Source organism: Calditrichia bacterium, from assembly GCA_020634975.1.
In the GTDB taxonomy this organism is placed as follows: Bacteria; Calditrichota; Calditrichia; order RBG-13-44-9; family J075; genus JACKAQ01.
In genome coordinates this window covers 494,627-520,792 of the sequence record JACKAQ010000001.1, presented here as the reverse complement: position 1 = coordinate 520,792, position 26,166 = coordinate 494,627, and the positions used below count along the sequence as shown (strand labels likewise).

Annotated in this window: 21 protein-coding genes; 2 read left to right on the top strand and 19 right to left on the bottom strand. The window is 47.6% G+C overall.

Annotation, left to right across the window (positions count from 1 at the left end):
- Positions 1-6 precede the first annotated feature (6 nt).
- From H6629_02075 to H6629_02005, 15 genes are all read right to left on the bottom strand, one after another.
- Positions 7-1,749: an aminoglycoside phosphotransferase family protein gene (locus H6629_02075; GenBank protein ID MCB9066585.1), complete on the bottom strand. Its 1,743-nt coding sequence runs from the start codon at positions 1,747-1,749 to the stop codon at positions 7-9.
- Positions 1,750-1,820: 71 nt separating this feature from the next.
- Complete coding sequence (locus tag H6629_02070) at positions 1,821-3,029, bottom strand: glycosyltransferase (GenBank protein MCB9066584.1); 1,209 nt, start codon at positions 3,027-3,029, stop codon at positions 1,821-1,823.
- 82 nt (positions 3,030-3,111) lie between these two features.
- Positions 3,112-3,678 (bottom strand): D-glycero-beta-D-manno-heptose 1,7-bisphosphate 7-phosphatase, encoded by a 567-nt coding sequence (gene gmhB, locus H6629_02065; protein MCB9066583.1) that lies wholly within the window; start codon positions 3,676-3,678, stop codon positions 3,112-3,114.
- Positions 3,675-4,250, bottom strand: coding sequence for a D-sedoheptulose 7-phosphate isomerase (gmhA, locus tag H6629_02060; GenBank protein MCB9066582.1), 576 nt, complete (start codon positions 4,248-4,250; stop codon positions 3,675-3,677). The genes gmhB and gmhA overlap by 4 nt, the downstream gene beginning before the upstream one ends.
- 66 nt (positions 4,251-4,316) lie before the next feature.
- Complete coding sequence (locus H6629_02055; protein MCB9066581.1) at positions 4,317-5,447, bottom strand: hypothetical protein; 1,131 nt, start codon at positions 5,445-5,447, stop codon at positions 4,317-4,319.
- 91 nt (positions 5,448-5,538) lie between these two features.
- Entirely contained in the window at positions 5,539-6,789 is a 1,251-nt protein-coding gene (locus H6629_02050) for a carboxylate--amine ligase (GenBank protein MCB9066580.1), read from the bottom strand.
- A 119-nt stretch (positions 6,790-6,908) separates the two neighbouring features.
- Positions 6,909-8,144 (bottom strand): carboxylate--amine ligase, encoded by a 1,236-nt coding sequence (locus tag H6629_02045; protein MCB9066579.1) that lies wholly within the window; start codon positions 8,142-8,144, stop codon positions 6,909-6,911.
- Positions 8,145-8,218: 74 nt separating this feature from the next.
- Positions 8,219-9,097, bottom strand: coding sequence for a phosphoenolpyruvate mutase (aepX, locus tag H6629_02040; protein MCB9066578.1), 879 nt, complete (start codon positions 9,095-9,097; stop codon positions 8,219-8,221).
- 26 nt (positions 9,098-9,123) lie between these two features.
- The gene (locus H6629_02035; protein MCB9066577.1) at positions 9,124-9,594 is read right to left on the bottom strand and encodes a GNAT family N-acetyltransferase; all 471 of its coding nucleotides are present in this window, start codon (positions 9,592-9,594) and stop codon (positions 9,124-9,126) included.
- A 21-nt stretch (positions 9,595-9,615) separates the two neighbouring features.
- Positions 9,616-10,557: a hydroxyacid dehydrogenase gene (locus H6629_02030; GenBank protein ID MCB9066576.1), complete on the bottom strand. Its 942-nt coding sequence runs from the start codon at positions 10,555-10,557 to the stop codon at positions 9,616-9,618.
- Between the two features lie 52 nt (positions 10,558-10,609).
- A complete protein-coding gene (locus tag H6629_02025; protein ID MCB9066575.1) occupies positions 10,610-11,695 on the bottom strand; it encodes a glycosyltransferase family 2 protein in 1,086 nt (361 codons plus the stop codon).
- 103 nt (positions 11,696-11,798) lie between these two features.
- Complete coding sequence (locus H6629_02020; GenBank protein MCB9066574.1) at positions 11,799-12,512, bottom strand: sugar transferase; 714 nt, start codon at positions 12,510-12,512, stop codon at positions 11,799-11,801.
- 50 nt (positions 12,513-12,562) lie between these two features.
- Positions 12,563-13,201, bottom strand: coding sequence for a hypothetical protein (locus H6629_02015; GenBank protein ID MCB9066573.1), 639 nt, complete (start codon positions 13,199-13,201; stop codon positions 12,563-12,565).
- 201 nt (positions 13,202-13,402) lie between these two features.
- On the bottom strand, positions 13,403-15,715 hold the full coding sequence (locus tag H6629_02010; protein MCB9066572.1) for an AAA family ATPase: 2,313 nt from the start codon (positions 15,713-15,715) through the stop codon (positions 13,403-13,405).
- A 122-nt stretch (positions 15,716-15,837) separates the two neighbouring features.
- On the bottom strand, positions 15,838-16,329 hold the full coding sequence (locus H6629_02005; protein MCB9066571.1) for an SLBB domain-containing protein: 492 nt from the start codon (positions 16,327-16,329) through the stop codon (positions 15,838-15,840).
- A gap of 593 nt (positions 16,330-16,922) precedes the next feature.
- On the opposite strand from H6629_02005, the gene H6629_02000 reads away from it, so the two are divergent.
- A complete protein-coding gene (locus H6629_02000) occupies positions 16,923-19,178 on the top strand; it encodes a pullulanase (GenBank protein MCB9066570.1) in 2,256 nt (751 codons plus the stop codon).
- A 17-nt stretch (positions 19,179-19,195) separates the two neighbouring features.
- Positions 19,196-19,804: a YhgN family NAAT transporter gene (locus H6629_01995; GenBank protein MCB9066569.1), complete on the top strand. Its 609-nt coding sequence runs from the start codon at positions 19,196-19,198 to the stop codon at positions 19,802-19,804.
- Between the two features lie 22 nt (positions 19,805-19,826).
- On the opposite strand, the gene H6629_01990 is transcribed toward H6629_01995, so the two are convergent.
- The 4 genes from H6629_01990 to H6629_01975 all read right to left on the bottom strand — a co-directional run bounded on the left by H6629_01990 (position 19,827) and on the right by H6629_01975 (position 26,083).
- Positions 19,827-20,633: a hypothetical protein gene (locus H6629_01990; protein MCB9066568.1), complete on the bottom strand. Its 807-nt coding sequence runs from the start codon at positions 20,631-20,633 to the stop codon at positions 19,827-19,829.
- Between the two features lie 168 nt (positions 20,634-20,801).
- Entirely contained in the window at positions 20,802-22,979 is a 2,178-nt protein-coding gene (locus tag H6629_01985; protein ID MCB9066567.1) for a T9SS type A sorting domain-containing protein, read from the bottom strand.
- An 86-nt stretch (positions 22,980-23,065) separates the two neighbouring features.
- On the bottom strand, positions 23,066-24,436 hold the full coding sequence (locus tag H6629_01980; GenBank protein ID MCB9066566.1) for a hypothetical protein: 1,371 nt from the start codon (positions 24,434-24,436) through the stop codon (positions 23,066-23,068).
- A gap of 213 nt (positions 24,437-24,649) precedes the next feature.
- Positions 24,650-26,083, bottom strand: a complete 1,434-nt coding sequence (locus H6629_01975) for a YncE family protein (GenBank protein MCB9066565.1) — start codon at positions 26,081-26,083, stop codon at positions 24,650-24,652.
- Positions 26,084-26,166: the final 83 nt, after the last annotated feature.

The window sequence follows — 26,166 nt, the reverse complement described above, 5'->3', positions numbered from 1 at the left end:
AAAAGATTATGGGTAAATGATAAAGAAAAAATTACAATTATTGCCCGAAAATAGCCTGTAATCCCGGGCGCTTTTTTCGCGAATGCACAGTCGCAAAATATTGACAAACGTGCCGCCGGCCATCTGCTCCGGTGACAGCCGCATCGATTCTTTCAGCGCGCGATGCATCCAGCAGGTGTAAAACAGCGGGCGAATCAGTGCCGGATCGAGCTGAATTTCTGCCGCAAAATGGTGAAATTGCGCCGCCATCAGCCGATTTATCGGTGAATCGAGCAGAAAATGTGCGGCAAAATTTTTCTGCGGATCGTTTTCGCCGGACTGTCGCGCCACCCACGATGCAAACGTGCGATAAAAATAGAACAAATCCCACATCGGCATGCCTTGCGGTTCGCCCGATTCCCAATCGATCACGATTACGCGGTTGGCATCATTCACCAACATATTCCAGGTGCCCGGATCGCCGTGCTGAAAAACAGTGGGGAAGGGGGCAGTGCTGTCGGCAATTTGGGCAATCGCATTCGCCAAAAATCCGGCTTCGTCATCCGGCAGCGAATAGGTTTGCTGAAATTGCTCGAACAACTGTTGCAGTGCATTTGCGGCGTCTCCGGCGCTGGCCGCGTCCACATTTGCGGATCGTTTGCCGAGCGTTGCCAGCCAGTTGGCGGCGTCCGCTGCAACCGGGCAATCCGGTTTTGCGGTCGTTTTTACGCGGAACGGCGCACCGTAAACCGCACGAATAGCGATGACCGCCAAATTGTTGTGGTAATCAAAAAAGAACGGTTCGGGATATGTTCCTGCTTCGGCTAAGTTGTTATCTTTCAAATGTTTAAGCATGCGAAATTCGTTTTCCAAACGCGCGTTGTATTCCGGTGAACGGGTCATTTTAATGACTATTTCCACCTGATCCGTTTCGCGATTGAACAGAAAAAAGATCACTTTGTTGCTGTTATATTTACCGCGTGCGGACAGCGCAAAGCGATATTTTGACAAACTGAATCCTGCTTTTTGGGCGATTTCCTGCAAAAACAACGGCGGTGAAAACGGCAATTCCGTTTTGCTGTTTTTCGGCGAAAGCAGCACGGCGTGGCGCGGCATCACCGTGTCGATCCATCCGGTTTGGCTGAGTAATCCACCAATTTGGCTCAGCGAGCGTTTTTTGAACGATTGCCCAAACAGCACATTCTTGAAAAAATATGCCGATGCATCGCGATCGTTCACCGGGACGGCGGTGCGTAATTCGCCGGAAAACGGCGTCAGCCAAAACCGGGCGGTTTCCTGAAATCCCGTGTTTTTAGCGAATATTTGGCGAAAGCGGCGTTTTTGCGATTGCCCGGAAATTTCCAGATAGAGATGCGCATCGGGTTTGAGCGACCGCTGGCATTTGGCGATCAATTTGGGATCGGCGAGCAGCGCTGCGGTCATTCGGCGGGTGACGTAAATCAGGTCCAGCGATTGTTCGGGCAGATCGATCGTGCTAAAATGTTCAGCGGAAATGTTGCTCAAATTTTCGACACCGAGTTCCTGCGCCGCAGTTGCGATCATTTTGAGGCGTTGCGCATCCGGCTCCGCAACCAGCATTTCACGGGCGATGGTGCCAAGCACAGCCAGCGTTTCCGGTGCCGGAATGCCGATGCACAGCAACCGCGACAGCTCCAGCGATGGCAGCAAATAGCGCCAATCTGCCCGTGCGAGATTCCCGCTCAGGTTTGTGCCCGGTTCAAATCGGGTGGAGAGTGTCATTTCAAGCATCGATTAACCCGTTGTTTTTATTGAGTATAAATTTCTTGACAAAGATTCCTGCGATGATAGGAATCCCCTGATCATGGCTTCGAATTGGTCGCAGTTTCCGCTTTAAATTCGGCGATAGCGGTTTCCAGCATCGTTTCGAAAATTTTCACGTTTTCGCCCCAAACAAAGCGCCGCTCCACAAAATCGCGTCCGGCGGCAGCCAGTTTAGCTCGCGTGGCGTCGTCATTCAGCAAATCGATGAGCGAATTGGCAAACGTTTCGGGATCATCCGCAACACGCACCGGCGGTTTTTCGCCATCTTCAAAATGCAATCCGGCGGCTACGGCGCTGCTGCAGAGCACCGGCATTTTCATCGAAAACGCTTCGAGAACCTTGTTTTGCACACCGGAAGCATAGGGAATCGGCGCCACAAAAACGGCGGCTTGTTCGAGATAATCCCGAACATCTTCCACAAATCCGGTGACGGTTACCTGCGGGTATTTTTCCGCTTTTTCGCAGAGCGATTTGGACGGATCGCGCCCGACAATCAGAATTTCGATATCCGGAACGCGGTCGCGCAACAGCGGCAGCAGCTCATCGATGAGGTAGTGCGCCGCTTCGGCATTTGGGCGATAATCCATCACACCGGTGAAAACGATGCAATTGTTTCGCGGTGCGTTGCTGCGGCGTTCCCAAAATTGCAAATCCACCCCGTTTGGCACAATGCGAATACCGGGACGCTGCTGCATCACTGCATCGCGATCGCGGCAGGAAATAAACGCCACATGCGGCGTTTTGGCGATCAATTGTTGCTCAATTTCGTTGAATTTGTTGAGCCGTTTGTTGAGCATCAGCCGCATCACCGGCGATTCCTGGCGCATCCGGTCGCGAATGCGCATGGTTGTGGCGTCGCAAAAATCGATCACAATTGGCAAGTTGGTGAAACTGTTGATCACCGGAAACACTGATTTTCCGTGAAATAGCACGGCATCGAACGTCTCTTTGCGGGTCAGTTCCCGTAATTTGTCGCTCATTTCGCGGATGGCGTTTTTGTCCGAAAGCGTTGCCTGAATTTTACGCATAAATCCTTTAGCGGTGGTTTTCGGCTGTGCGTCAAACAGAAAAAGTCGCGTAAAAAAAGATTGCACGTCTGCCAACGCTTCGGGAGAAATATTATTGCGTTTTAGCGACAGCATTGTGACGTCGTGACGTTTTGCCAGCTCGCGCCCAAAAAAATAACAACGGGTTGAGCCACGCACTTTCGGGTGTTGAAAAACAGGTGTTATGTAGAGTATTTTCATAAGTTTAAAATAAGGATTTATTTTTCTTAAATTGAAGGGGCACTGCGCCGACGTGCCCGAATTTATTTGTAAAAAACATCAATCAACTGCCCAAAATCCAGCGCACGGCGTCGAGCAGGTTTTTGGCGATAAAATCAGGCTTTGCACCGGTTTCGTCGAGCTTTTGCAGCGATTGCTGACCGTATCCGGTGAGCACCAGCGCCGTTTTGCAGCCGGCATTTTGTCCGGCGAGCACATCGGCGGGCTTATCGCCGATCACGAAACTGGCGGACAAATCGATGCCCAAATCACTCGCAGCTTGTTGCAACATCCCGGTTTTCGGTTTCCGGCAATCGCAATGTTGCAGATACGGCGCGATACCTTTTTTCGGGTGATGCGGGCAAAAATAAATCGCATCCACCGAAACCGATTGCAAACGGAGCATTTCGTTCAATGCCGCATGGATTTCGTGCAGCTCCCGTTCCGTCAGATATCCCCGGGCGATGCCGGACTGATTGGTGATCACTACTCTTTTGAAATCGTTATTTTGCAACAGTTTCAGCGCTTCAACTGTGCCGTCGATCAACTTTAGCTGATCGATCTTGTTGAGATATTCCACCTCCACATTCAGCGTGCCGTCGCGATCGATGAAAACGGCGCGATTGCTCATTTTGCGAGCCTTTCTTCGGCGATTTGGCAAACGATGTGCGCCGCCGTGATGTGCACTTCCTGAATCCGTGCGGTCACTTTTGATGGCACACAGAGGCACAAATCGCAATTCTCGCGGAGTTTTCCGCCCGATTCGCCGGTGAAACCGATGCTGATCAGCCCTTTTTTGCGGGCGGTAACCGCCGCTTTCAGCACGTTGGGGGAATTGCCGCTGGTGCTGATGCCCCAAAAGAGATCGCCGGGATTGCCGAGTGCCTCAACCTGTCGGGAAAATACATCTTCGTAACTGAAATCGTTGGCAATTGCCGTGAGAATCGAGCTGTCGGTAGTGAGCGCGATTGCCGGAATTGCCTGGCGATTAATCACAAATCGCGCCACAAATTCAGCTGCGATGTGCTGTGCATCCGCCGCGCTGCCGCCGTTGCCGCAAAGCAGCAGCTTGCCGCCGTTGCCCAGCGATGCGATCACAGCTTCGGTAATCGCCGCGAGAACTTCGCTGTTTTCGCGCATCGCCCGCTGTTTTACGGCAATGCTTTCCTCAAATTCCCGTTGGATAATGTTCTCGAAACTCATCGGTGTTCAAATTCCTCTTGCTGAAAAAATGGAACGGTCGCGGCCGTTCCCATTAGAAATCATCATTTAACTGGTTGCGGAAGATAGTTTTTTCTCAGTTGGAACGCAAAACGGCTGCATTTTTTCAAACAATTCCTGAAAATCGACGGGGTAGGGGTGCAGCACTTTGTAACAATTTTTGCCCTCGAAAAGATTGTCCAGCAACGATTTCAGCGTTGATTCGAACGATTCCAGCAATGGGTTTTCCAGCGCCGGAAACGCAAAACGAAACGCGCGATAATGCTCAAACAGCGGCGCAAATTCCAGCAAATTGGATTGCAGCATGCGTTCGGCAATTTCCGCCGGATCGATTGGTGCAACGGTGGTTTCCGGCGAATCGTGGCTGCCGATCAGAAAAATATTTTCCGGCGTGGCGCGTTCGATCAGCCGGTTTTCGAAAATAATGTTCGGGTGAATGCGCAAATTGAGCTGGCGTTTCATCGCCGGCAGCGCTTCGCCGATGATTGGCACTGGAAATATTTTTTTCAAACCGATGCGGCACAATCCGTTGTACAGCGCATCGACGCCGTGAATCGCGCCAAAAATCAGCTTTTTTTTGCCTTTTACCTGCAACCGCAGCCGGGGAATTTGCGCGAGATGCCAGTCCCACAACCGGATCGGTTCGGGAATGCCGAACACCTCGCCGGTCGGCGAAAATACCGTCCACTCGTCCGCAACGTAGCTGCCGCCGTGTTTGGCGAAGGCGAGCATGGTTTCAGTTTTGCCGCCTTTTGCCCAACCCATTACGGCGCTGCAAACGCCATTAAATTCGAACGCGGAAGCATGCAAAGGCAAGTGATTTTTTGAGAGCAGCGCCAGATTGACCATCGCAATGAGCAACGGCACGCTGCGCAAACCGCTTTGGCAAATAATTTCGCTGGTTTCACCCAGTTTTTCGAAGGGAATCCGGGCTTTGCAGGGTGCTTTGCTGCTGCGTAAAATGTAAAATCCGCTGGCATCGTAACCGGCGTTAAGTGCGAGCAAATTGAGCGGTTGTGTCGGCAAATCGGGCACAAACCGGATGGTGATGTCCGGTTCACGCGTCAGTGTTGCGCCGGGTTCGCCGATCTGGTTGATCACCACCCGGACGTCTTTTTCCGTTGCATCAATCAGCCGGACACCAACAACGCCGCGTATGTCAAAATCTGTTGTTTTCATAATTTTTTAATATGTAAATCGATCATTTAAAATTGGTTCAATAATCTGTGATCATCTACGATTATCCGTGGCGAATAATTGTTTCGATAGCTTATTGTTTATTTGAAAAATAAGTGTCCACTTGTTTGCCTGGTTTATCCGCTGTTTGCGCCTGCTTTTTGAACAGGCTGGCAAATGCATTACGAAAATCCAGCAAAAACGGTAGCGGATCGCTGAAATCGAGTAGCGCGTATTTCTTTTTTCCGCGCAGGCTTTTTAGCCACTCACCGATGGTCAATTGCCCGTGTCGCCAGTAAGTGAATGCGGATTGGAGATCGCGCCGCAAATAAATCCATTTGGCGTTGCCGTATTTCTGGATGCGATTTTCCGGCAACGGCTGCCCGGTCAAATCGCAATACATCGTGAAAAGTATATCGACACCACCGGCTTCTGCAATGGTTGATCTGCCCGTAGGGCGACCCACATTTGGTTCTATAATATACAACTTTCCATCGCGCCGATCCTGTTTAAATTCGAGATATGCTAATCCATAAAAATCAACCAGTTGGAAGAGGTGATTAGCAATCTGCAAAACGTCATCGTTCCGCGCTTCCACACTGAAAGACGCCACGCCGGCATGTGTTGGCCACTGCCGGATTTTCTGCGAAATGAATGTGCAAAGCGGTTCAGATTGCCGGCTGAAATAGGCGTTGATCGTGAACAGCGACGTGTCATCGCCCTCAATCCATTCCTGCACAACCAGCGATTCCGCATCGTTGCGAACCTGATTGTAGATGTTCCGGAGTGCCTTTTCTGATGGAATTCGATAAATTTTTTGGCGTTTATTGTCTTCCCATCGCGGCAATTTGATGGCCGGTTTCAGGATTGCCGGAAAGCGGATTTCTGCAGCAGCGGCGATCACATCCGATTCGGTGTTCAACAAAAACGAACGCGGAATTGCCAGATGATTTTCCTGCGCAAATGCTGCGAATTGTGCTTTGTCCAGCAACGTTTCGATGGTTTGGGCAGCCGGCAGCGCAAAACGATAGCCAATTAGCCGGTCGCGGTTCCGGGATATTTGCAGAACGGCAATATCCGAGCATGGAAAAAGCACCGGGGGTTCCCGGAATGCCGTCGCCAATTCTTCGAGCAAATTGAGGCAATCGCCATTCCCGATTCCCGACTGGAATTTTTGTTCGCAAACATTGGTTTTGGCGCAGGCATCCTGCAAATCTTCCGCAATTCCGATGATGGGAATACCATGTTTTCGCAACTCCCGGGCTGTTTGCAACCCGTTAAAATTGTCCAAACCAATGATTATTGCATATGGTTTGGGCTGTGTAAATTTATATGTATATTGCATTTACGCACGCTTTCTTTGGGTTTCTACAAATAAACCCAAACACCCACCCAAACAGACTTGTGCTCATGCAAGATTGTCTGAATTCCGGCAAAAAATCGTTGGCACAATTGTCAAACGGATCAATGTGCAACGGTTTTTATTTTCGTATTCCCTTCTTTGTTAACAACTTTGTTGAAAAAAGTGTCGCGAATATCCAGAAAAAACGGTTTCGGATCGCGCAGCGAGAACAGCGCATAAAATTTTTTGCCGCGCATGGTTTTCAGCCAATCGAAAATGGTTAATCTGCCGCGTTTCCAATAGGCGTATGCGGATTGGAGATCGCGCCGCAGATAAATCCATTTGGCGTTGCCATATTTCTGGATGCGGTTTTCGGGCAATGGTAAATCCAGCAAGTCACAGTATTTGGTGAAAAGCAGCTCCACGCCGCCGGCTTCGGAAATGGCGGATCGTCCGGTCGGACGCCCGATATTCGGCTCGATGATGTAATGATTTCCGGTGATCGAATCCCGTTTCATCTCGATGTAACCCAATCCACGATAGTGGACAAATTTGAACAATTTGACGCTCTCCTCCAAAACCACATCGTTCCGCACTTCTTCGCCGAGCGAACTGACGCCGGTTTCGATCGGCCATTGGCGGATTTTCCGGGCGATGAAAGTTGCCAGCGGTTTACCGTTTTTCCCGAAATAGCAATTCATGGAATACAGCGATGTATCGTCTCCCTCCACCCATTGCTGAACCATAATCAGATCCGCAAATGGCTGCATTTTTCGATACACAGACCGCAACTCCGCAGGGTCGTGAATTTTAATCACTTTTTCCGCATGTTTCATCCATTCCGGCGCTTTTATCGGCGGTTTCATCATACAGGGATAGCTCATCCGCTCGGCGATAGCTTCCATTTCGCTCTCATTTTTAAGAAAATATGTTTGCGGAATCGGGAAGCCCTCTTTCATCGCGAAGGTGTAAAATTGTACTTTGTCCACCAACATTTCCACTGTTTCTGCATCGGGCAAAGCGATGTGATAATGCGGTGCCAATTGTTCGCGATTGCGGGAAATTGCCAGTACCGTCAAATCCGAACAGGGGAAAAGCACCGGTTTTTGATTGAATTTCGGTGCAAGTCCGGAAAGCAAATCCACAAATTCGCCATGGCTTAATCCGGCTGAAAGCTTCAATTTGCAAACATTCGTTTGGGCGCAGGCATGTTCCGGGTTTTGGGAAATCCCGATGACCGGAACGCCGCGTTTGTGTAAAATTCGCGCGGTTTGTAGCCCGGTAAAACTGTCCAGACCCACAACGATGGCGTATGGCTGCTGTGTCGATTGAATGTTAATGGGCATATTTTGATTCATTATTTTTTCATTCGGGATACAAGATTTGCTCATTTTCCCGAACCAATCCCTTTTAAAAAATCTATTATAATCCCTTATTTTACAGGAAGATAGCGTTTTTCTGCCTGCTTCAGTTCATCGGCGTTTTGGAGTCGGAAAATTTCTTTTACGGGCACCACATTCGGTTCCACATTTCCCAACGATTGTGATTTGTAAATTTCTGCCGCGGTATTTTGCATCGCGGAAATACTGCTGCGGAGCAAATGGTTCGCCCAAATAACCAGGCTGATGCCGGCTTTCTCAAAAACGTCGGTTGGTGTGTCATAATACATTGTTGGCACAATCACCACCGGACAAGTGTTTTGCCAATGTTTCATAAATTCCAGAATTTGATCGGGTGAATTTTTTTTGCTGTGAATGAGCACCGCATCCGCACCGGCGCGATAATACGATTCCGCCCGTCGCAGCGCTTCATCCACATCCCATCCGGCGATAAACGCTTCCACCCGTGCGACAACGCAAAAATCATCATCCGATTGAGCATCTTTCACCGCACGGATTTTCCCGCTGAACTCATCCATATCTGCCAGCGGTTGCTGCTCGCTATTGATAAATGAGTTGGTTTTCGGGAATAGTTTATCCTCGATGCACATGGCGGCAACGCCGCGCTGTTCCAGTTTGTGAACCAGTCGCCGGGCGTTGTTGAAATTGCCGTAGCCGGTGTCTGCATCCAGCATGATTGGAATGGATGTTGCATCGCTCATAAATTCAAGTACCTCAAGTACTTGCGTCCAACTCGCTTCGTTGTTATCGCGGACGCCCAGCGCCGCGGAAATGGAAAGACCACTGCCCCAAATTCCTTTGAAACCGGTCTCTTCCACAATTTTTGCGCTCAGTCCGTTGTGCGCTTCCATGATGAATTCCAACTGGTTGGAAAGCAGCATGTTTTTGAATTGCGTCGTTTTCTTTTTCATAATGTAAGCCTTGGTAAAAATTAAATTTATGCGTCCAAATTTTTCTCAAAATAAAACTCTTCGTAGGGCATGTTGCCATCGTTCATCCGGCGAACGCCGCCGCGTTTGAAACCGCGCTTTTCGTAAAAATAGTGGGCGCGCTCAAACCGGGTGTCCGACCAAAAACAGAGCGTGCCGAAATTGTTTTTGCGGCACCAATCCTGAGTTTTTTGCAATAATTCATCGGCGATGCCGCTGCCGCGATAATTTTTGTGCAAATAGACCCGTTTGAGCACGGCTTTTCCGGCATTATCCGGCACAACCGCAGCCGTCCCGACAATTTGGTGATCGATTTCGTACACCCAAAATTGACCGCCTTTCCCGTAAAATTCATCGGAAATGGCCATTAAATCGCTTTCTGCGCCTTCCAGAAAAACACGGTCGCCGTATTCCTGAAATATTTCATCGATCAATTGAATGATCGCTTCACGATCGTTGTCGGTTGCTTCTCTAATCATTCCTAAATTCAATATTTACAGCTATAAAACGCTGCTTTTTTCGGTGATGTGCTCGTGCAAAATCTGGGTAATCCGTTCGCCGATTTCCATCTGCGAATCGAACGTTTGTGCGCCAATATGCGGTGTAAGCACAACGTTTTCCAATGCCGTCAATCGCGAATGGAAATTTTTGCCTTCATTCATGTGAACATCGGTTCCGGCGCCGCGCAGATGTCCGGAAACGAGCGCATCGTACAGCGCATCTTCGTCCACCACGCCACCGCGGGCGAGATTGACGAGATAGCTCCCTTTTTTCATTTTGGCAATTTCCTTTGCACCGATCAATCCGCGAGTGCTATCCATCAGCGGGACGTGAATGCTGATAAAATCTGCGGTTTCGAGCACTTCATCGAAACTGGTCAGGCGAATGCCTTTGGCAGCGCAGTACGAAACATAATCAGCATTTTTATCGGATTCATCAACGCAGCCAATGGCTTTCATATCCCATGCTGCACCCATCCACCCCACACGTGAGCCGATGTTGCCGCAACCGATAACGCCGAGGGTTTTGCCGGTGAGCAAATATCCGGTGAGTTCTGTTTTGCCCCATTTGCCTTCGCGAAGCCAAGTGTCAGCTTTGCGTAAGTTGCGGGCGAGCATCAACATCATCGTGAATGACATTTCGGCAACTGCTTTTGCGCCCGGTTCGGGAACCCGAATGAGTTTCAACCCGCGTTGCTGAACGTAATCCATGTCGATATTATCCGTTCCGGAACCTGCCCGGATGAGCAATTCCAACTCAGGTCCAGCTTCCATTACGGCTGCGGAAATCTGCACACCGCTCCGGAAAATAAGTACTTGCCGGTTGGTGATGGCATTTTTCAATACATCTTCACTGCCGTTGTACGCACAGATAACATCATGTTTTTGTTTGAGTTCTTCCACCTTTGGCGGATAAATAGAACTGGCTATAAGTAATCGCATTCAAACTCCGTTTTCGAAATTTCAAATTTATATTGAGAATTATACTTCAGGTTTAACTTTCGGCCTTTAAGCCTGCGCTGGTTTTTCTTTGCGGATTCCACCGTTCAATTTTTTTACCGGAAAGCAGGTTGATAAACGCGACCAAAGCGGCCGCATTTGCCAAACAAAAGAAAAATGGAATATACAATATTTTGATTTTGGCGATCGCGGTTCGTCGCAGAAAAAATCCGAGCAACGCCCAACCGTAAAAAACAGTTTGCGCGATTGCCGCAACAGTAAACAACAGCGATGTGCCGGTCAACGCCAAGCTGGTGATATACAGCGCTATCAGAAAAAACGGCACCATTCGCCGCAGCAATTTGTGCGAAAATAAAACAACGGCGTAAAAGCCTGATTTAAATGGGTTTAGCAATGATTTTCGCATCAGAACGCCGCGCAAACCACGATTCATGATGCGCACTTTTCTGGAAAATTCGCGTCCGGCATCCGGCATCGGATCTTCGAATGCCAGTGCTTCCGCATCAAAAACCAGTCGGTAGCCTTTGTCAATTACCGCTGTGGAAATCGCAAAATCATCGGTTACGGCGGTGGATGCGGGCATTTCGAACAGTTCCCGGCGAATTGCGTAAATCGCGCCATCGGCGGAAACGATGCTGCCGGTTTGGGTTTCGCAGGCTTTCAGCCATTTATCGTAACCCCAGTACAGGCTTTCGCCCTGACTGGCGTTATCTGCAGTACGGTGTTTTTTGTGGAGTTGGTTGCCGCAAACGCCGCCCACTTGCGGATCAGCAAAATTTTCTGCCAATTTGCGGAGCGATTGAGGATGATATTCTGTATTGGCATCAGAAAAAACCAGCACACGCCCTGTTGACTGCGCAACTGCATCGCGAAGTGCAAATATTTTCCCGCGACGTGGTAGATTCAAGAATTTCACACCGCGATTTTTAAATGTTGCAACAATTTCGGCGGTGCGATCATCGGAGCCATCGGACACAACGATAATCTCCAGCAAATCGGACGGATAATCCAGCGAAAGCGAATTCTCCAGCTTCGCTGCAATACCGTCTTCTTCGTTATATGCGGCAATAATCAAGCTAATGGTGGGTGTTGCCGGCGCCTTGCGCACGGTCTTGTTCAACAATTTTCCAACAACAATTAACAACACGGAAAAACCAATGTAGCTGTAAACAATAATGCCGGCCGAAATCCAAAATAGAACAACCCAAAAACCGGTCATTCGGTTACACTCCCTCCCGTCTGAGAACGCTGGTAAAGGTTCGCAATAAAATTCTGATATCCAACCCCAACGAAACATTCTGCATATAAGCGTAATCCAATCGAATACGCTCGTCAAATTCGACATCACCCCTACCGGTAACCTGCCATAAACCGGTAACACCCGGTTTTATTTCCAGCCGGACAGTATGCCAAATTTTGTATGTTGATGGATGAAAAGAGGTCGGGCGGGGACCGATGAGGCTCATGTTGCCGATCAGCACATTAAAAATTTGCGGCAATTCATCCAAACTGGTTTTCCGTAAAAATTTGCCAACAGTTGTGATGCGCGGGTCATCCGGAATTTTGAAATCCGGATATTGTAAGGTGTTTAAATGCATCAACTTAGCTTTCAAAAGCTCGGCATCTTCCCGCATGGTGCGCAGCTTCAGCATTTTGAAACGTTGTCCGGCATAACCGGTTCTTTCCTGCAGGAAAAATATCGGCCCGCGGGAATCGATGCGAATGGCAATGGCGCACAGCAGCAATACGGGAAGCACTAAAATAATCAAAAACAAACTAGCGACAATGTCGATTGCCCGTTTGATGCGCAAATATTTTTCGCCGGAAATAATCTGGATCGAATTGCGCTCATACCACGGTTTGCTTTTGGTGATGATCTTAAATTGTTCGAGAACCTGCGGGTCTTTCAGTGTGACCAGGCTTTTATAAAATGTCATTTTTTTCCGCCTCCTTGATGAATGCATGCGATCCCATTTTAAATAAGTTTCTACCGTGACGACATATCCTGTTGAATACCGAAAGATGAATCGGAATGTGCCGACAAAATTGCATCGGTAGACGTTATCGCCTGATTGATCAGTTCTTCAACGATCAAGCCGTCTGAGGGGAAAGTGGCTGTGCCGATAGCCAATTGAGTGGATAGCGATGAACCCAAAATTTTCCGGATTCTCTGAATGGTATGGTTTGCATTTGATTTTTCCGTTTCCGGTAACATGATAATAAAACGATTGTTATTCGCATCGAATGACACGAGGTCGGTTGCCCGCATTTCATCGCGAATCGCCGGTCCGCAAAGCAAAAATTCCACAGCAGTTAACGGTTTTCGCGTGCTGAAATGGCTGCTCATACCGTTGGATGGATATCGTTGCAGTTGTTGGTGCGCCGGTTCTACCACAATTACCGAAAAATCACGTGCAAATCGCCGCGACCGCGCCACTTCTTTTGCCAGTTCCGGCAGGTTTTGTGAGAAAAACGGAATAGATGCAGCTTCTAAAATAGCATTTATAACTTCTTTCTCACTTTTTCTGCGCCTGCGCAACAGAAAAAAGAGAATTACACCCAAAATCAGTGCCCCAACCAGCAGGGGCATTAGCAATGCAGCAAACTCTCGTAGGACTGATTCCATACTTCGTACCTGAGTAATAAGTTATTATTTCCCACAAACTCACCAAAAAATCCCAATCTGTCCCCGATACATTCACACATAATCCGGTCGAATACCCCTATTCTGCCGGAATTAAACAACCCTATTTAGTTGTTTAGTAATAATCTTTACCAATTGTCGTCTTAATCATTACAAATCTTATTCCGAAACAGCGATCAGGTGTTAAACCCGTTCCGCGTATTCCGAATAATACTTTTTATATTGACCCTGAACTTCGAGGTTGTTGAAAACCAATCCGATCAGGTTTGCGTTCGCTTGTTCCAGCATTTTTTTTGCTTTAAGGAGCATTTCATGATCGTATTTGTTCGGATGCACAACCAAAATCACAGCGTCTACAATACTGGACATCATCAACGTATCATCAACCAATAACAGCGGTGCCGAATCCACAAGAATTACATTAAAACGGTGTTGGAATTTTTGCAAAATGATCGGCATTGGACCGGTTGAAACAAACTCTTTCGGGTAGTCCATTTTTTTGCCGCTGGGCATAAAATTGAGATTCTTGATGCCGGTTGTCCGGTTGGCGTCTTGAAAAAGCGCCTGCAAATCGAAAAGTTTTTCTTCCTGTGTCTGCTGATTTTTGCGCTTCAGAGCGTCAATTGAATTGCCCGTTGAGCCATTTGACGAACTTTCGTGCCGATGAACAGGATTCGCGACAAATTCATCCAATTCATTCAGTGACTGAAGTAAGTCCGTAACACCTCGTTCGCGCTCCATTCCAAAAAAGTTGTGAATTTGGGGGATGCGTAAATCCGCATCGATCAGCAACGTTTTATGTCCAAATGCGGCAAATGAAATTGCCAGGTTTGATAATGTCGTCGTTTTACCGTCTCCGGGGCCCAGGCTGGTCGCCAAAACAGTTTTATATTGTTTGCCAACACCCAAAAACTGGAGATTCGAACGCAACATCCGGTAGGATTCCGCGATCACGGTGTTGGGTTCCAGATTCGATATCAACGCGCGATAAATTCGCTCGTTTTTCTGATCCCTTTCGTTTTGGAAAAGGGTGTTTTGTTTGAACTTACCTTTGGAAAATGTGTTGATGTTCGGAATCGTTCCGATGACAGAAACCTTGGCAATTCTTTCCACATCTTCAGGTGTATCGACGGTTGTATTGCGCATTTCCAAAAAGAATGCCAGCGCACCGCCAACCATCAGCCCTAACAAAATACCGACAGCCAGGTTCAGCTTTTTCTGAGGGCTGATCGGTTCTTTGGGAATTTGGGCACGGTCGATAATCCGGATGTTCTGGTTTTGATCCGCTTCCGAGATTTTGGCTTCTTCCAGCCGTTCCAGCAACATCAGATAAATTTTCCGGCTCACATCACGATCCCGGTTGAGCTTGGCCAACGTAAATTCTTTCGTCGGTAAAGTTCCCAATTGCGTCTGATAGCCCTGAATAAACGAATTAAGCTCACGTTCTTGCGCTTTCAGCGATTCCAATTCAATTTGTAATGAAATGGTTTCTTCAATCAATTTTTCGATCTGGGTGATCGGGTTTGCGCCAACTTCACCCTGGGCAATTTTGAGTGCTTTTTCTTTTAGCTCGGTTTTAACTTTGTTGATGTTACTGCTCAAATCGCGCATTTTCGGATGGTCGTCCGGGTAACCCTGCGCTTTTAATTCCATATATTGGGTGTTCAGGTCAATCAGGCGTTCGCGAAGCCGTTGCGCCCAGGGGCTGCCGATATCGGTAATCGCCGGAACCAGATCTTTCTTTTGCGATGTCAACTGTTCATTCAATCCGGACAACCGTTTTTCCAATGCGCCACGCTGAGTTCTCACAGAATTGTACGATATCTCGGCTTCTGTCAGGCGACGTTGCAATTCTTCGCCTTCCTGGTCAACAGATGTAATATTGTTTGCTTCTTTAAACTCCCGCAAAGCCATTTCAGATTCATCGAGTTGAGATTTGTATTGCTGAACCTGTTCCTCAATATATCGGCGAACACCACCAACGCCTTCCCGTTTAAGTTCAGCATTACGGTTTTTTAAAGCATCTGCGGCTGCGTTAGCTATAAATTTGCACAACTCTTTATCTTTCGATTGATAACCAATGCGAACGATGTTTGAACCTTTTATCGGGGTTGCCGAAAGTGCTTTTTGAATTTTCAGCACGCGGTATTCTGTTGTGTCGAAAAGGGTGCTACCTTCTTCGGGCATCCCAAGCCGCTGTACGACATCTTTTGGCAACGATAACAAAATATCTTTATTGAATGAGTAGCTTTTTATTTCTTCAATTTGGTTGTTGAAAAACACCTCTTTCGATACTTCGTAATCGAAATTATCAACCGGATTGGAGAATTCCTCAAACACCAGCATTGTGCTGGCTTCATAGACAGGTGGCGTAATTTCATTGTATATAACGATAGGTGTCATCAATGCCAAAAGACTGGCTAAAATTAGCCACTTACGTCGCTTTACGATTCGTAAGAGTAATGAAAAAATTTCTTGAGAGTCGTTACCTTGCATAATAAGACTTTCTATATTTAGCTGTACAACCCCATACGCACCGTTTGTAAATTTGCCAACGGTGCTTTATTAGTGAGCACTAAAAACGATAAACGTGATAGACAGTAGCTGATTGTTATGTGTTAATCCCGAGATCTCAGGTATAAAAAGTACGCACTGGCCACTACAGATAAGTCGCGAACAACTGTAAAGGCACTGCGCCATTTGGACCAGGCATTGCGTTTTACAAAAATTACATCTCCCGGTTGAAGGATCGGAGGAGTTTGAGAGGCCGGATTGGACAGGAAGTCTTTAACACTAAAGTTTATAATCTCTTTTTGTGTTTTGCGAATGGGAGAATTGTCGTCATATGCAGATTTCGTACGCGTAATAGTAACTTTTCCAATGTTAGAAAATTCTGTCGTTCCACCGGCTTTGGCAATCAGTTTTACAACATCTGTGTTGTCCGATACCACATATTCGCCCGGTTTGGCTACTTCACCCAAAACATAAACCACAATTTGCAGTTTTTGTTCTTCACCCAACAGGTATTGCTGAGATTCCTGTGCGAGTAGATTGTTACCTAGCCATATCGTCATCACCGATAGCAGCGTCAGCAGAAAATTTCTATTCATATAAAATGACCAAAATTCACAAATTTTAGTTTTATTCCGGTTGTTCCAAAATAAGAAAACAGAACATCCGGTGAATTAAATTCCAGTTTGGATCTTTTACAGTATGTTAATTTAATTAATTTCTTAATTAAATAACATTACAAAATCATTATTATTTTGTTTCTCGTCAAAAAAACTATCTAAAACGGCTGTTCAAAACCTTACTGTTAATCACAATTTTGAACAGATGAATTTTAAAATTGATAGATAGATAACACATCATAACACAACTTGACAATGTAAGTATCCGAAGGCATATTAAAAAGTGATGTTGAACAAATATGCTGTAATATTGGTGTGAGCGGATACTTTAATATTGCCAAAATACTAAAATACGGGTCAAACTTAATGCTAAGTCACCTAATATTAAAGGAAAAATTATTTTTCTCTTTTTTGTAATCGCCTTGGTTTTTGGCAGGAAGTTATCGAAATTTTCTGCGAGATAAACGACAATCACCCAAAACAAACGGTGTTGAGGTCAGATGAATACATTTTTTTTAAATCGAATCAGTGCTGTTGTAATATTAGGATTGATATTTTCCGGAGTAATCAGCGTGGTTAAAGCACAGCAATTTATAGAAAATGTTGAATGGTCAAAGCTACAGGGTCCTCAGTTAGCCCAGATAAAATTTGAAAAAAAAGTAACCGGCGATACGCTAAAATCGGTTCGTCTTGATCCGCCGATAGCAATTGACAAGATTGAAATCGACGCGGATTTGGTGAATATTTATTCAAAAATGCCGTTTCGGCTGGATACGCACTATCATGTAATTTTCCCCGACGGAACCCGCCATTTTTTGGTGCCTGACGGTATTTTGGATGATCTGTATTCCGAAAAACCATTGGGCTGCCGGATGGAAAATAACCGGTTAATTTTCCGGTTGTTTGCGCCGCGCGCCAAATGGGTAAAACTGGTGCTGTTTGACCAGCACGATGCGCAATCGGGTGATGAATTTCTGATGAAACGCGATGCCGATGGTGTTTGGGAATTCGCAGATTCGCAGAATCGGCCACTGGCTGGCAAATATTACGGCTATCGTGTTCACGGTCCGCAGGGCAATGGCGAGATGTTCGATTCCACGCTGGTGTTGGCTGATCCGTACAGCCAAGCAGTTGTTTCGCAAAACCATTTCACACACCCGGCAAAAACGCTGATTCTTCCCAAAAATGAGCCGTTTGATTGGGAAAACACCCAACGAGTAGATATTTCACCACGCGATTTGATTGTTTACGAAATGCACGTACGCGATATGACTGCGCACCCAACCTCGGGTGTTGCGGCAGAATTGCGCGGCAGTTACACCGGATTGGTAAATGAAAATCAACGCGGTGGATTGCCGTATTTGAAAAATCTCGGCATCAACGCGGTGGAGTTGCTGCCGGTGCAGGATTTTGGCAATATCGAAATTCCCTATCGCGACAGCACCATTGCGGGCTACCCGACCAATACATGGAATCCCTATGCCCGCAACCACTGGGGCTATATGACCAGCTATTTTTTCGCGCCGGAATCGTATTACGCCAGCGGCGGAAATATGCGGCCCGGTGAATACAACGGCACAGACGGGCGGCAGGTTCGCGAATTTAAAGAGATGGTGAAAGCGTTTCATAGCAATCAAATTGCGGTAATTCTGGATGTGGTTTACAATCACGTTTCGCAATACGACCACAATCCATACAAATATATCGATAAATTTTATTATTTCCGGCTGAAGCCAAATTGTGATTTCGAAAGCGCCAGCGGTTGCGGAAACGATTTCAAAACCGAACGCCCGATGGCCCGGCGTATGATTGTCGAAAGTGTGCTGCATTGGATGAAAGAATATCGCATTGATGGATTCCGCTTCGATTTGGCTGCGATGATCGATTGGGGAACTATCGAAGCAATCCGCAATGCGGCGCGGAAAATCAACCCGAATGTGCATCTGATTGCCGAGCCGTGGGGCGGTGGCGGCTACGCACCGGCAACGTTTTCTGAATACGGCTGGGGATCGTGGAACGACCAGATTCGCAACGGATTCAAAGGCTGGAATCCACACGACGATGCAGGGTTTATTTTCGGGAAGTGGAAAAACGGCGTTACGCAGCAATCCCTGCAAAATTATGTGATGGGTACGCTGCGCGAATACGGCGGATTATTTCTGGAAGTGGGGCACGCCATCAACTATCTGGAATCGCACGATGACCACACGCTCGGCGATTTTATCCGGTTGGCGCTCGGCGAAGTTCGCGAAGATACCGTCATTACCGACGTGGACGCACATGCAAAATTGTCACCTGCGCAATTGAAAACCAACAAACTGGCTGCGATGGCATTGCTCACGAGTCAAGGTGGAATAATGCTGCATTCCGGACAGGAATTTGCCCGCAGCAAAGTGATCGCCAAAACCGATGTGCCCGATCTGAACATCGGGAAAATTGACCACAACAGCTATGATAAAGACAATGAAACCAACTGGTTAAATTACGATCACGCCGATGCGAATGCCGTGCTGATCGACTACTATCGCGGATTGATTGACATTCGCAAAAGCTATTCCGCATTCCGACATGCAAACCCGGAAAACATCCGCTTTTTGGGCACAAACGATCCGTTACTGCTGGCATACGAAATCACCGTGCCGGGGCAAAATTTTTTGGTAGTGCTCAACGGCAATTCCGAAAAAAACCATCGGTTTACCTTGCCGCCAGGTGATTGGGTGGTAATGGCAGATGCCGAAACCGTGCATGCGGAAATGCCGAAACCGCATACCGGATTAACAATTGCAATTTCCGCAACCAGCGGTGTCATTTTAAAACGGATTCGGTAAACAATTGGAATTTGGATATGATTGATTCAGGTATATTATCATCTGCTGTGGTGTTGTTTTTGGTAATGGATCCGTTGGGAAATGTGCCGCTTTTTCTCTCTTTATTAAAAGATTTTGAACCCAAAAGACGCCGGATAATCATTTTGAGAGAGCTGGTGATTGCATTGGCTATCTTGCTGATTTTTCTGTATTTCGGACAAAATTTGCTGAACTTTTTGCAATTGGAGCAGGAATCGGTGAGCATTGCCGGCGGGATCGTTTTGTTCATCATCGCCATCCGGATGATTTTCCCGTCGCGGCATGGTATAATGGGCGAATCGCTTGAAGGTGAGCCGTTTATCGTTCCGTTGGCCATTCCGCTGATTGCCGGACCTTCTGCCCTGGCAACCCTCATATTGATGGTGCGCAGCGATCCTACCCGGATGACCGATTGGCTGTTTGCGCTGATGATGGCATGGGGAATTACGGCCGTCATTTTGCTGGCAGCGCCGCTGTTTTACAAATTATTGCGACGGCGCGGATTGGCGGCGGTAGAGCGTTTAATGGGGATGTTGTTGATTATGATTTCGGTGCAGATGTTGCTGAACGGCATCAAAGTTTATCTTCAGTTTCTGAAAATTTCCTGATGCCCGGACGGGCGAAGCACTGTTAAACGGTGCGTTTGAAAAACGTGGTCATGTTTGTAAATCCGTATCCGGTCATCGATGTGAAAGTGATCGTGCAATCCTGCAAATATTCCCGGAAACACTCCTGCCAATGCGGCAAATGCTGCCAGGTTCCCTGCGCCAGCGATGAGTTCGCAAAATATCCCAAAGAAACATGCGGTGCAAAATGGCTTTTCATCTGAACACCGTATTGCTCATATTGAACGTTCAAATTACAGCGCTCCCGGACAAAATCAGCCAGATTTTCCCGGCACGAATCATCCGAGGGGAGCAACGTCGCTACCAGCGATTGGTTGCCCCATTGCTGCAAATCGCCAAATTTGAATGTCAGCGGAAAGCAGTCTCCAAAGCGTACTAATGACTCATACATCGGTTGGGTTAACGGATTATCCGCTGCAAAGGATGGCGCAAAATTTTGGAAAAAGATATTTGCGGCAGATTGCAATACACCATTAATATCGCCCCGATTGAAATCGTTTAACCCATCCCACGCGGTGACGTGATATGACGATTCCGGCAACATGCAAAACTGCCAATCATCGCGCATGCGAAACACATTCAGCGATTGAAGGGCATTGTGTAAACAGTTGTAGAATTTGAGTTCGCGGGCATTTTGCAACTGGCAATCGATAACCGATAAATTGCTCGAAATCGGGCGCAAATGATTGCCCGGATTATCAAACAATAATGAAAAACCGCGAAAATCCGCCCAATCCAGATCCGGCGTAATTTTGCGATTGTCAACTTTCCGTGTTATTAGCTCTTCCATGATGACTTTATTTTCGCGCATATTGCGCAACAACTTTATCATAAATTTGTAATTAACTCGTATTTTTTACTTATCGATCGGTGAATATCCGCTTCTGAAATGAAATATACAAGGGTAGAAATAATTTAAACCGCGACAGATCATACTTTCGAAAAATGGAAAATAAATGAAAAATTGCCCCCGTTTTTTTTAGCGCGTGAGCAAGATTTTTATGGTTTGCATCGCGTTGGCGGAACGAATTTGCAACAAATAAATGCCGCTGGAAACGGGATTGCCGGAAGCATCGGTCGCATCCCACCGGATTTCGCGGCGAATGCGCGGTGCATCGTTGGCGAACTGCCATTCCCGAATCGCCTCACCTAAAATATTGAAAATGGCGATCGAATGATGTCCGCTGCCGTTTGTCGAAATGTCGTAAACGATGGTTGTGGACGGATTAAACGGGTTGGGATAATTGTCCAGCAAATGAACTGTCGTCGGAAATTGCGTTCCGGTTTCGGGGGAAATACCCACCGAAAATTCCAGATTTTTGTAGAAAACAACCCCGCCGCCATCCACGCCAATCACTAAATCGAGATCGCCATCGCCATCGATATCCACCGGATCGGGTGAATTGTGCAAATGAATTGGCAGGCTGAAACTGTTGTCCTGCACAAAATCAGCGTTTTGTGGCGTGCCGTTATTGCGATACAAAAACGTGCCGAGCGACTCGCTGCCGAGCAGCAAATCGAGATCGCCATCGCGATCAACATCCGCAAACTTGGGAAAAGTATATTGCTGAAAACCGAGATTGATTCCGGCAAACTCGTTCGTAACCAGCTCGAAAACCGCGTTTTGCGGCGTTCCGGTGTTCCGGTAAAAATTGAGGTTCCCGCTCACTTCGCCGATGAACAGGTCCGCATCACCGTCCGCGTCGATATCCGCAAATGTGGGTGTGCTGTTGCTGCCGATATCGATGCTCCCAAAATTTGCATCGATCAGCGTAAGTTGCGCAATGTTGGCGGATCCGTCGTTTCGCCAGAAGTTGATTTTGCCGTCCCACTGCCCCAAAAATAAATCGAAATCGCTATCCGCATCGATATCCGTAAATGCCGGCGCGTAATTGCTACCGAAAAGCGGGTTGTCGAAATTGAGGTAATTTTCATCTTTTAATTCGAAAACGGGCGCGGTTGCGGTGCCGGTATTTTCGAAAAAATGCAGCCGGCTGTTCGATTGCCCCGGGGCGTCGATATCCACCTGATTGGACAAAAACATATCCAAATCGCCATCGTTATCGATGTCTGCAAATGCAGGAATGGTGTTTTGCCCGATGTCGATGCTGTTCACAAAATCTTTGGTTTGCAGTGCAAAATCGGGCGATGTTGCATCGCCGCCATTTTCGTAAAAATAGAAATTCGCCTCTTTGTCGGTCACAAACGAGCCGGAGCCGCCGAACACACTTACGAACATATCGGCGTCGCCGTCGCCGTCGATATCCGCGAATCGCGGAATGTTGAAACCGCCGGTATCGACCGGATCGACCGGCGGAAATTCCTCAACAATATTTGCTGTTTCAAAATTCGGGTTACCGCAATTTCCGGTGTTTTCTATGAAAATAATGCTGTTTGCGAAAAAATCGCCCCAAAACAAATCGAGGTCGCCATCGTCGTCGATGTCCAGAAATGTGAGTGAATTGGCGCCGTGACGGTCATCTGCAGGTGCGGTTGTGTTGCGTCCGCCGCCGGTTAAAATTTGCAGATTTTCAAATGTATCGGTGATGTGCCGGTAAATCGGCACATTGTTTGAATCAAAGCCCAAAAAACGGTATTCTGTGGTATAGCCGCTAATTCGTCCCAAAAACAGATCGAGCCGGTTGGCACAATACATATCCGCCCATTCGGGAACGCTCGGTCCGTCCACGATGATCGCTTCGCCGGTTTCATCGCGCAGCGTGTCCGCGGAAATCACGAAATTTGCGGCGGTTGCGGTGCCGGTATTTTGGAAATAGCGAATGATACCGAAAGGATTTTCGGCAAACAGATCGAAATCGCCATCGAGATCGACGTCGGCAAATTTGAACCACGAACCGACGAACAGATCTCCAAATTCATCGGTTTCCCACTGAAATTCCGGTGTGTTTGGCGTGCCGCCGTTGCGAAAAAAAATGAGGTGATTGGCGCGATCCTGCACAAACAAATCCGCGTCGTTATCGCCGTCGATGTCCAAAAACTGGTGCGATGGCGCATTCAGCCCGCCAAAAAATGGCTGTTGGTAGGGAACGCCGAGGTCGTTGAGCACCGGAAATGGCGTAACTTCGCGTTGAAAATCCCATGTTTGGGCAAAAATTTGGCAGGAAAATAACAGGAGAAAAATCGATTTTAGGTTCATTTTTAATTCTTAAAAAATAGGGATTTGTGTTTTTTTGAGGCGGAACGGTCGCGACCGTGCCTGCCTTTTTGTTGCGGAATTTTAGCTCAACTACCGACGCGAACCATTTGCGATGCCGATTCCATTTCAAAAATCCGCAGTTCATCCTGCAACTCCGGCAAATTTATTTTGCGCAAAAAATAGGGCGGAAAGGAGCGGAACCGCAATCGCGCCCGAACTTCCAGCATGGCTGAATTTTGCGGTGCTGCCCAGTTGTAAACAGCAGTGTGTGAGCGAAACGCCTCAATCGTATTTTTCTGTACAGCACTGGCTTCCCAGAAAAATTCGACTTCGTTTCCGTTTTCATCCTGTGGAATACCGCGAAATAGCGTTAGCCCCGTATCCATAAGTGTTGGGTTGCTTTGAACGAAATCGCTGTTTTCATCAAGAAGATCGTTGTTGGCATCGAGCAGCCCGCTGGCAAACAGCGTGTCGCCGCTATCGAGATTGACCAGCGCGAGTTCCACCCACATCTGTCTTTCAAAAATGCTGCCGGAGGGAATGTTGTGTCCGGTGCGGTCATTTTTGATGCGCACGGAAACCGGCAGCGCCTCGCCCGGCGAAACGTTCGACGGCGCTTCAACCGTCAGCGTAACGGAATTTTTTAGCAATTCGTCAACCAGTGCGATGGTCTGGTCTTTCCCCGGAAAATCGACCAGGGGATAATCCACGCCCACAAAATAATGGCGGTTCAGGTCGTCGCGGAGCGGTCCGCCAACCGCAGCGTTGCCGGAGTACACCGGCATGTGGCAATCCTGGCATTCCAAGCCCATCGCCAGATATGGGCTGATGTCCCATTCGCGATTGGTTTCTTCGAGAAAAAAGTTGCCGTTTGGCGCCTGGATATTGTGGCAAGGGCTGCAGATATCCGAAAAATTGTATGCGGGGTCGAATTCCGAATCGTGAAATGCGTTTTCCTGCGGATCGGAAATGGTGGATCGCCGGGTGCGATCGAGAAAATAATGGCGTTTTTGCAGCCCCAATCCGCTTTCGATGACCGGCGAATTGATGGTGTGACACACGTCGCAGGTGATGCCTTTGCGGGTGAGTGCGGAAAGATTATCGAAACTGAATCCGGCAGGCGTTTCGCCGAGCATCACCGCAACCGGGCTGTGACATTTGATGCAAAACTGGTCAACCGGTTCGTTGGAGCGCAGTTGGGAAATTTCCACCAATCGCTGAAACACCGGATCGGTGACGGCGTAGGCGTGCATCGAGGTTTCCCATTCATTATAATGATTGGGATGGCAGCCTGCGCAAACCTGCGGATCGGCGAAAGTGTCTTTGATCAATTGCAGTGAATCCGGCGCGGCTGGCGGCGGATCGACAATTTTATCCGTTTTATCGCAAGATGCAACGACGAGAAAAAGCGCAGCTAATATCAATAAAAACAATATTTTTTTTGAAAAAAAAGTCATCAGTTTACCGGTTTTTGATACTACCTGAATTGAAAAATTGTAATTGTGTCGGTAACAGGATATCGTTGCTGATAACCGGGAGATTCCTGCCTTCGCAGGAATGACACCTGCACGGTCGTTCCTGCCCCAAAGGGCATGAAGTGGCTTCATTGGAACGGGAATCTCCGGTTTTTTTTACAAAAATTGACAGATCGCTATCCAAATACGGAAAACTTAGCGCGACAGCATCCGCAAACCGGAGCCGAAATTCTCGATTTCGATTACTTTTTCGATGCTGTTATCCGCAGTGTTGATGGCAACCACGGTGCCGGATTTGCTGTTGTCGCCAAAATCGTATGCCGGAGTGTAATTGCCGGTTGTGTTGCGTCCGGAGAAAAATACGCGGCTGCCGTCCGGATGGATTTCTGCGCCGTGCAGCTCCACCAGTCCGTCTGAGCCGTTTCCGGCGCCGAAGGTTTGCACACTGTAATCGGCGGTGTTGATGACGTGAAATTTGTTCATCATCAAATTGCCGATATAAAACTTGCTGCCGTCCGCATTAAAAACGCCATGCCACGGTGCGCCGCCAACGGAAACGGCTGTTTCTACCGTGCTGTTTTCGGGATCGGAAACGTCCATCACCACAATTTCGCCGGTGCCGATGCAGGCGACAAACGCTTTACTGTCATCTGGTGTTACGGCAACTTGCAGCGGTGTGCGATCGTTGCCCAACGAAACCGCTCCGACAAATTCGCGGGTGCTGTTGCTGACAACCAGAAACATATCTTCCGCAAAACTGGCAGTGTAAACATATGTTCCTGCATGATTTATCTTCATCGCATGCGGAATGAACAAACTGGGCGGCAGCAAAATGGTGCCGGTGCTGCCATCCGCGCCCTGCATCGTTTGGGAGTTGGCTGCGGCAATCGCGTTTTGGGGATTTTGCAAATCCATGAATCGCGAAATATACAGCACATCTTCAGTCGGGTGATGATCGAGCAGTGCGGGAATCGGGGTTGAAAATTCGCCCATCAGTTGGTTGTCCGCGACGGAAAATTTGAGCACTTTGTTCACCTGATTATCGATGCAACTGACAAACCAGTACAATCCGTCCGGCGAAAACGCCAGATGATGCGGTTTCGCGGAGCGCGGATAACCGTAATCGGTGAGATCGATATTGCGGATTACCACCAGATGATCCGCATCGATAATGCTCACCAACGCCTCGCCCTGATCGCAGGCATACAGCAAATTTGTCGCGTCCGAATACGGCACATTTCCGGCGGCATTTTTTGCACCTTCGTTGATCCAGCGTTTCAAAAATGCAACTTTTACGCTATCCAAACCATTGAAATTACTGAGCTTGGTGCTGATTTCCACCAGCAGGCTGTTATCTGCGTCAAAAGGGATAATTACTTCGCCGTGTTCCCAGCCTTTGATCAAGTTTGACCACGAATCCATCTGCAATCCGGTGGGATAAACACCGGCATCCTGCATCATTTCGGCGTAATCGTTTAACAACGGTTGCACATGCTTTGTATAATCTATGGTTGTGATGTTGCCATAATCGATCGGCTGTGTGCCAACCGATGTGGTATCTTTTTCACATCCAATAAAAAAAAGTGCGATCAACAGAAAAAAAGTTGCGAATACGGACGAGCGATGCATAGTTTCCTCATGGCTAATGATAAAAATAGTATTTTCAATTTATTACGCTGATGGTTGCTAATATTTCCATCGAAACAAAATAT

What these genes read in the sequence shown, in the direction of transcription:
- H6629_02075 (MCB9066585.1), bottom strand. Translation starts at nt 1,749, where the DNA reads ATGCTTGAAATGACACTCTCCACCCGATTTGAACCGGGCACAAACCTG.
- H6629_02070 (MCB9066584.1), bottom strand. Translation starts at nt 3,029, where the DNA reads ATGAAAATACTCTACATAACACCTGTTTTTCAACACCCGAAAGTGCGT.
- gmhB (MCB9066583.1), bottom strand. Translation starts at nt 3,678, where the DNA reads ATGAGCAATCGCGCCGTTTTCATCGATCGCGACGGCACGCTGAATGTG.
- gmhA (MCB9066582.1), bottom strand. Translation starts at nt 4,250, where the DNA reads ATGAGTTTCGAGAACATTATCCAACGGGAATTTGAGGAAAGCATTGCC.
- H6629_02055 (MCB9066581.1), bottom strand. Translation starts at nt 5,447, where the DNA reads ATGAAAACAACAGATTTTGACATACGCGGCGTTGTTGGTGTCCGGCTG.
- H6629_02050 (MCB9066580.1), bottom strand. Translation starts at nt 6,789, where the DNA reads ATGCAATATACATATAAATTTACACAGCCCAAACCATATGCAATAATC.
- H6629_02045 (MCB9066579.1), bottom strand. Translation starts at nt 8,144, where the DNA reads ATGAATCAAAATATGCCCATTAACATTCAATCGACACAGCAGCCATAC.
- aepX (MCB9066578.1), bottom strand. Translation starts at nt 9,097, where the DNA reads ATGAAAAAGAAAACGACGCAATTCAAAAACATGCTGCTTTCCAACCAG.
- H6629_02035 (MCB9066577.1), bottom strand. Translation starts at nt 9,594, where the DNA reads ATGATTAGAGAAGCAACCGACAACGATCGTGAAGCGATCATTCAATTG.
- H6629_02030 (MCB9066576.1), bottom strand. Translation starts at nt 10,557, where the DNA reads ATGCGATTACTTATAGCCAGTTCTATTTATCCGCCAAAGGTGGAAGAA.
- H6629_02020 (MCB9066574.1), bottom strand. Translation starts at nt 12,512, where the DNA reads ATGACATTTTATAAAAGCCTGGTCACACTGAAAGACCCGCAGGTTCTC.
- H6629_02015 (MCB9066573.1), bottom strand. Translation starts at nt 13,201, where the DNA reads ATGGAATCAGTCCTACGAGAGTTTGCTGCATTGCTAATGCCCCTGCTG.
- H6629_02010 (MCB9066572.1), bottom strand. Translation starts at nt 15,715, where the DNA reads ATGCAAGGTAACGACTCTCAAGAAATTTTTTCATTACTCTTACGAATC.
- H6629_02005 (MCB9066571.1), bottom strand. Translation starts at nt 16,329, where the DNA reads ATGAATAGAAATTTTCTGCTGACGCTGCTATCGGTGATGACGATATGG.
- H6629_01995 (MCB9066569.1), top strand. Translation starts at nt 19,196, where the DNA reads ATGATTGATTCAGGTATATTATCATCTGCTGTGGTGTTGTTTTTGGTA.
- H6629_01990 (MCB9066568.1), bottom strand. Translation starts at nt 20,633, where the DNA reads ATGCGCGAAAATAAAGTCATCATGGAAGAGCTAATAACACGGAAAGTT.
- H6629_01985 (MCB9066567.1), bottom strand. Translation starts at nt 22,979, where the DNA reads ATGAACCTAAAATCGATTTTTCTCCTGTTATTTTCCTGCCAAATTTTT.
- H6629_01980 (MCB9066566.1), bottom strand. Translation starts at nt 24,436, where the DNA reads ATGACTTTTTTTTCAAAAAAAATATTGTTTTTATTGATATTAGCTGCG.
- H6629_01975 (MCB9066565.1), bottom strand. Translation starts at nt 26,083, where the DNA reads ATGCATCGCTCGTCCGTATTCGCAACTTTTTTTCTGTTGATCGCACTT.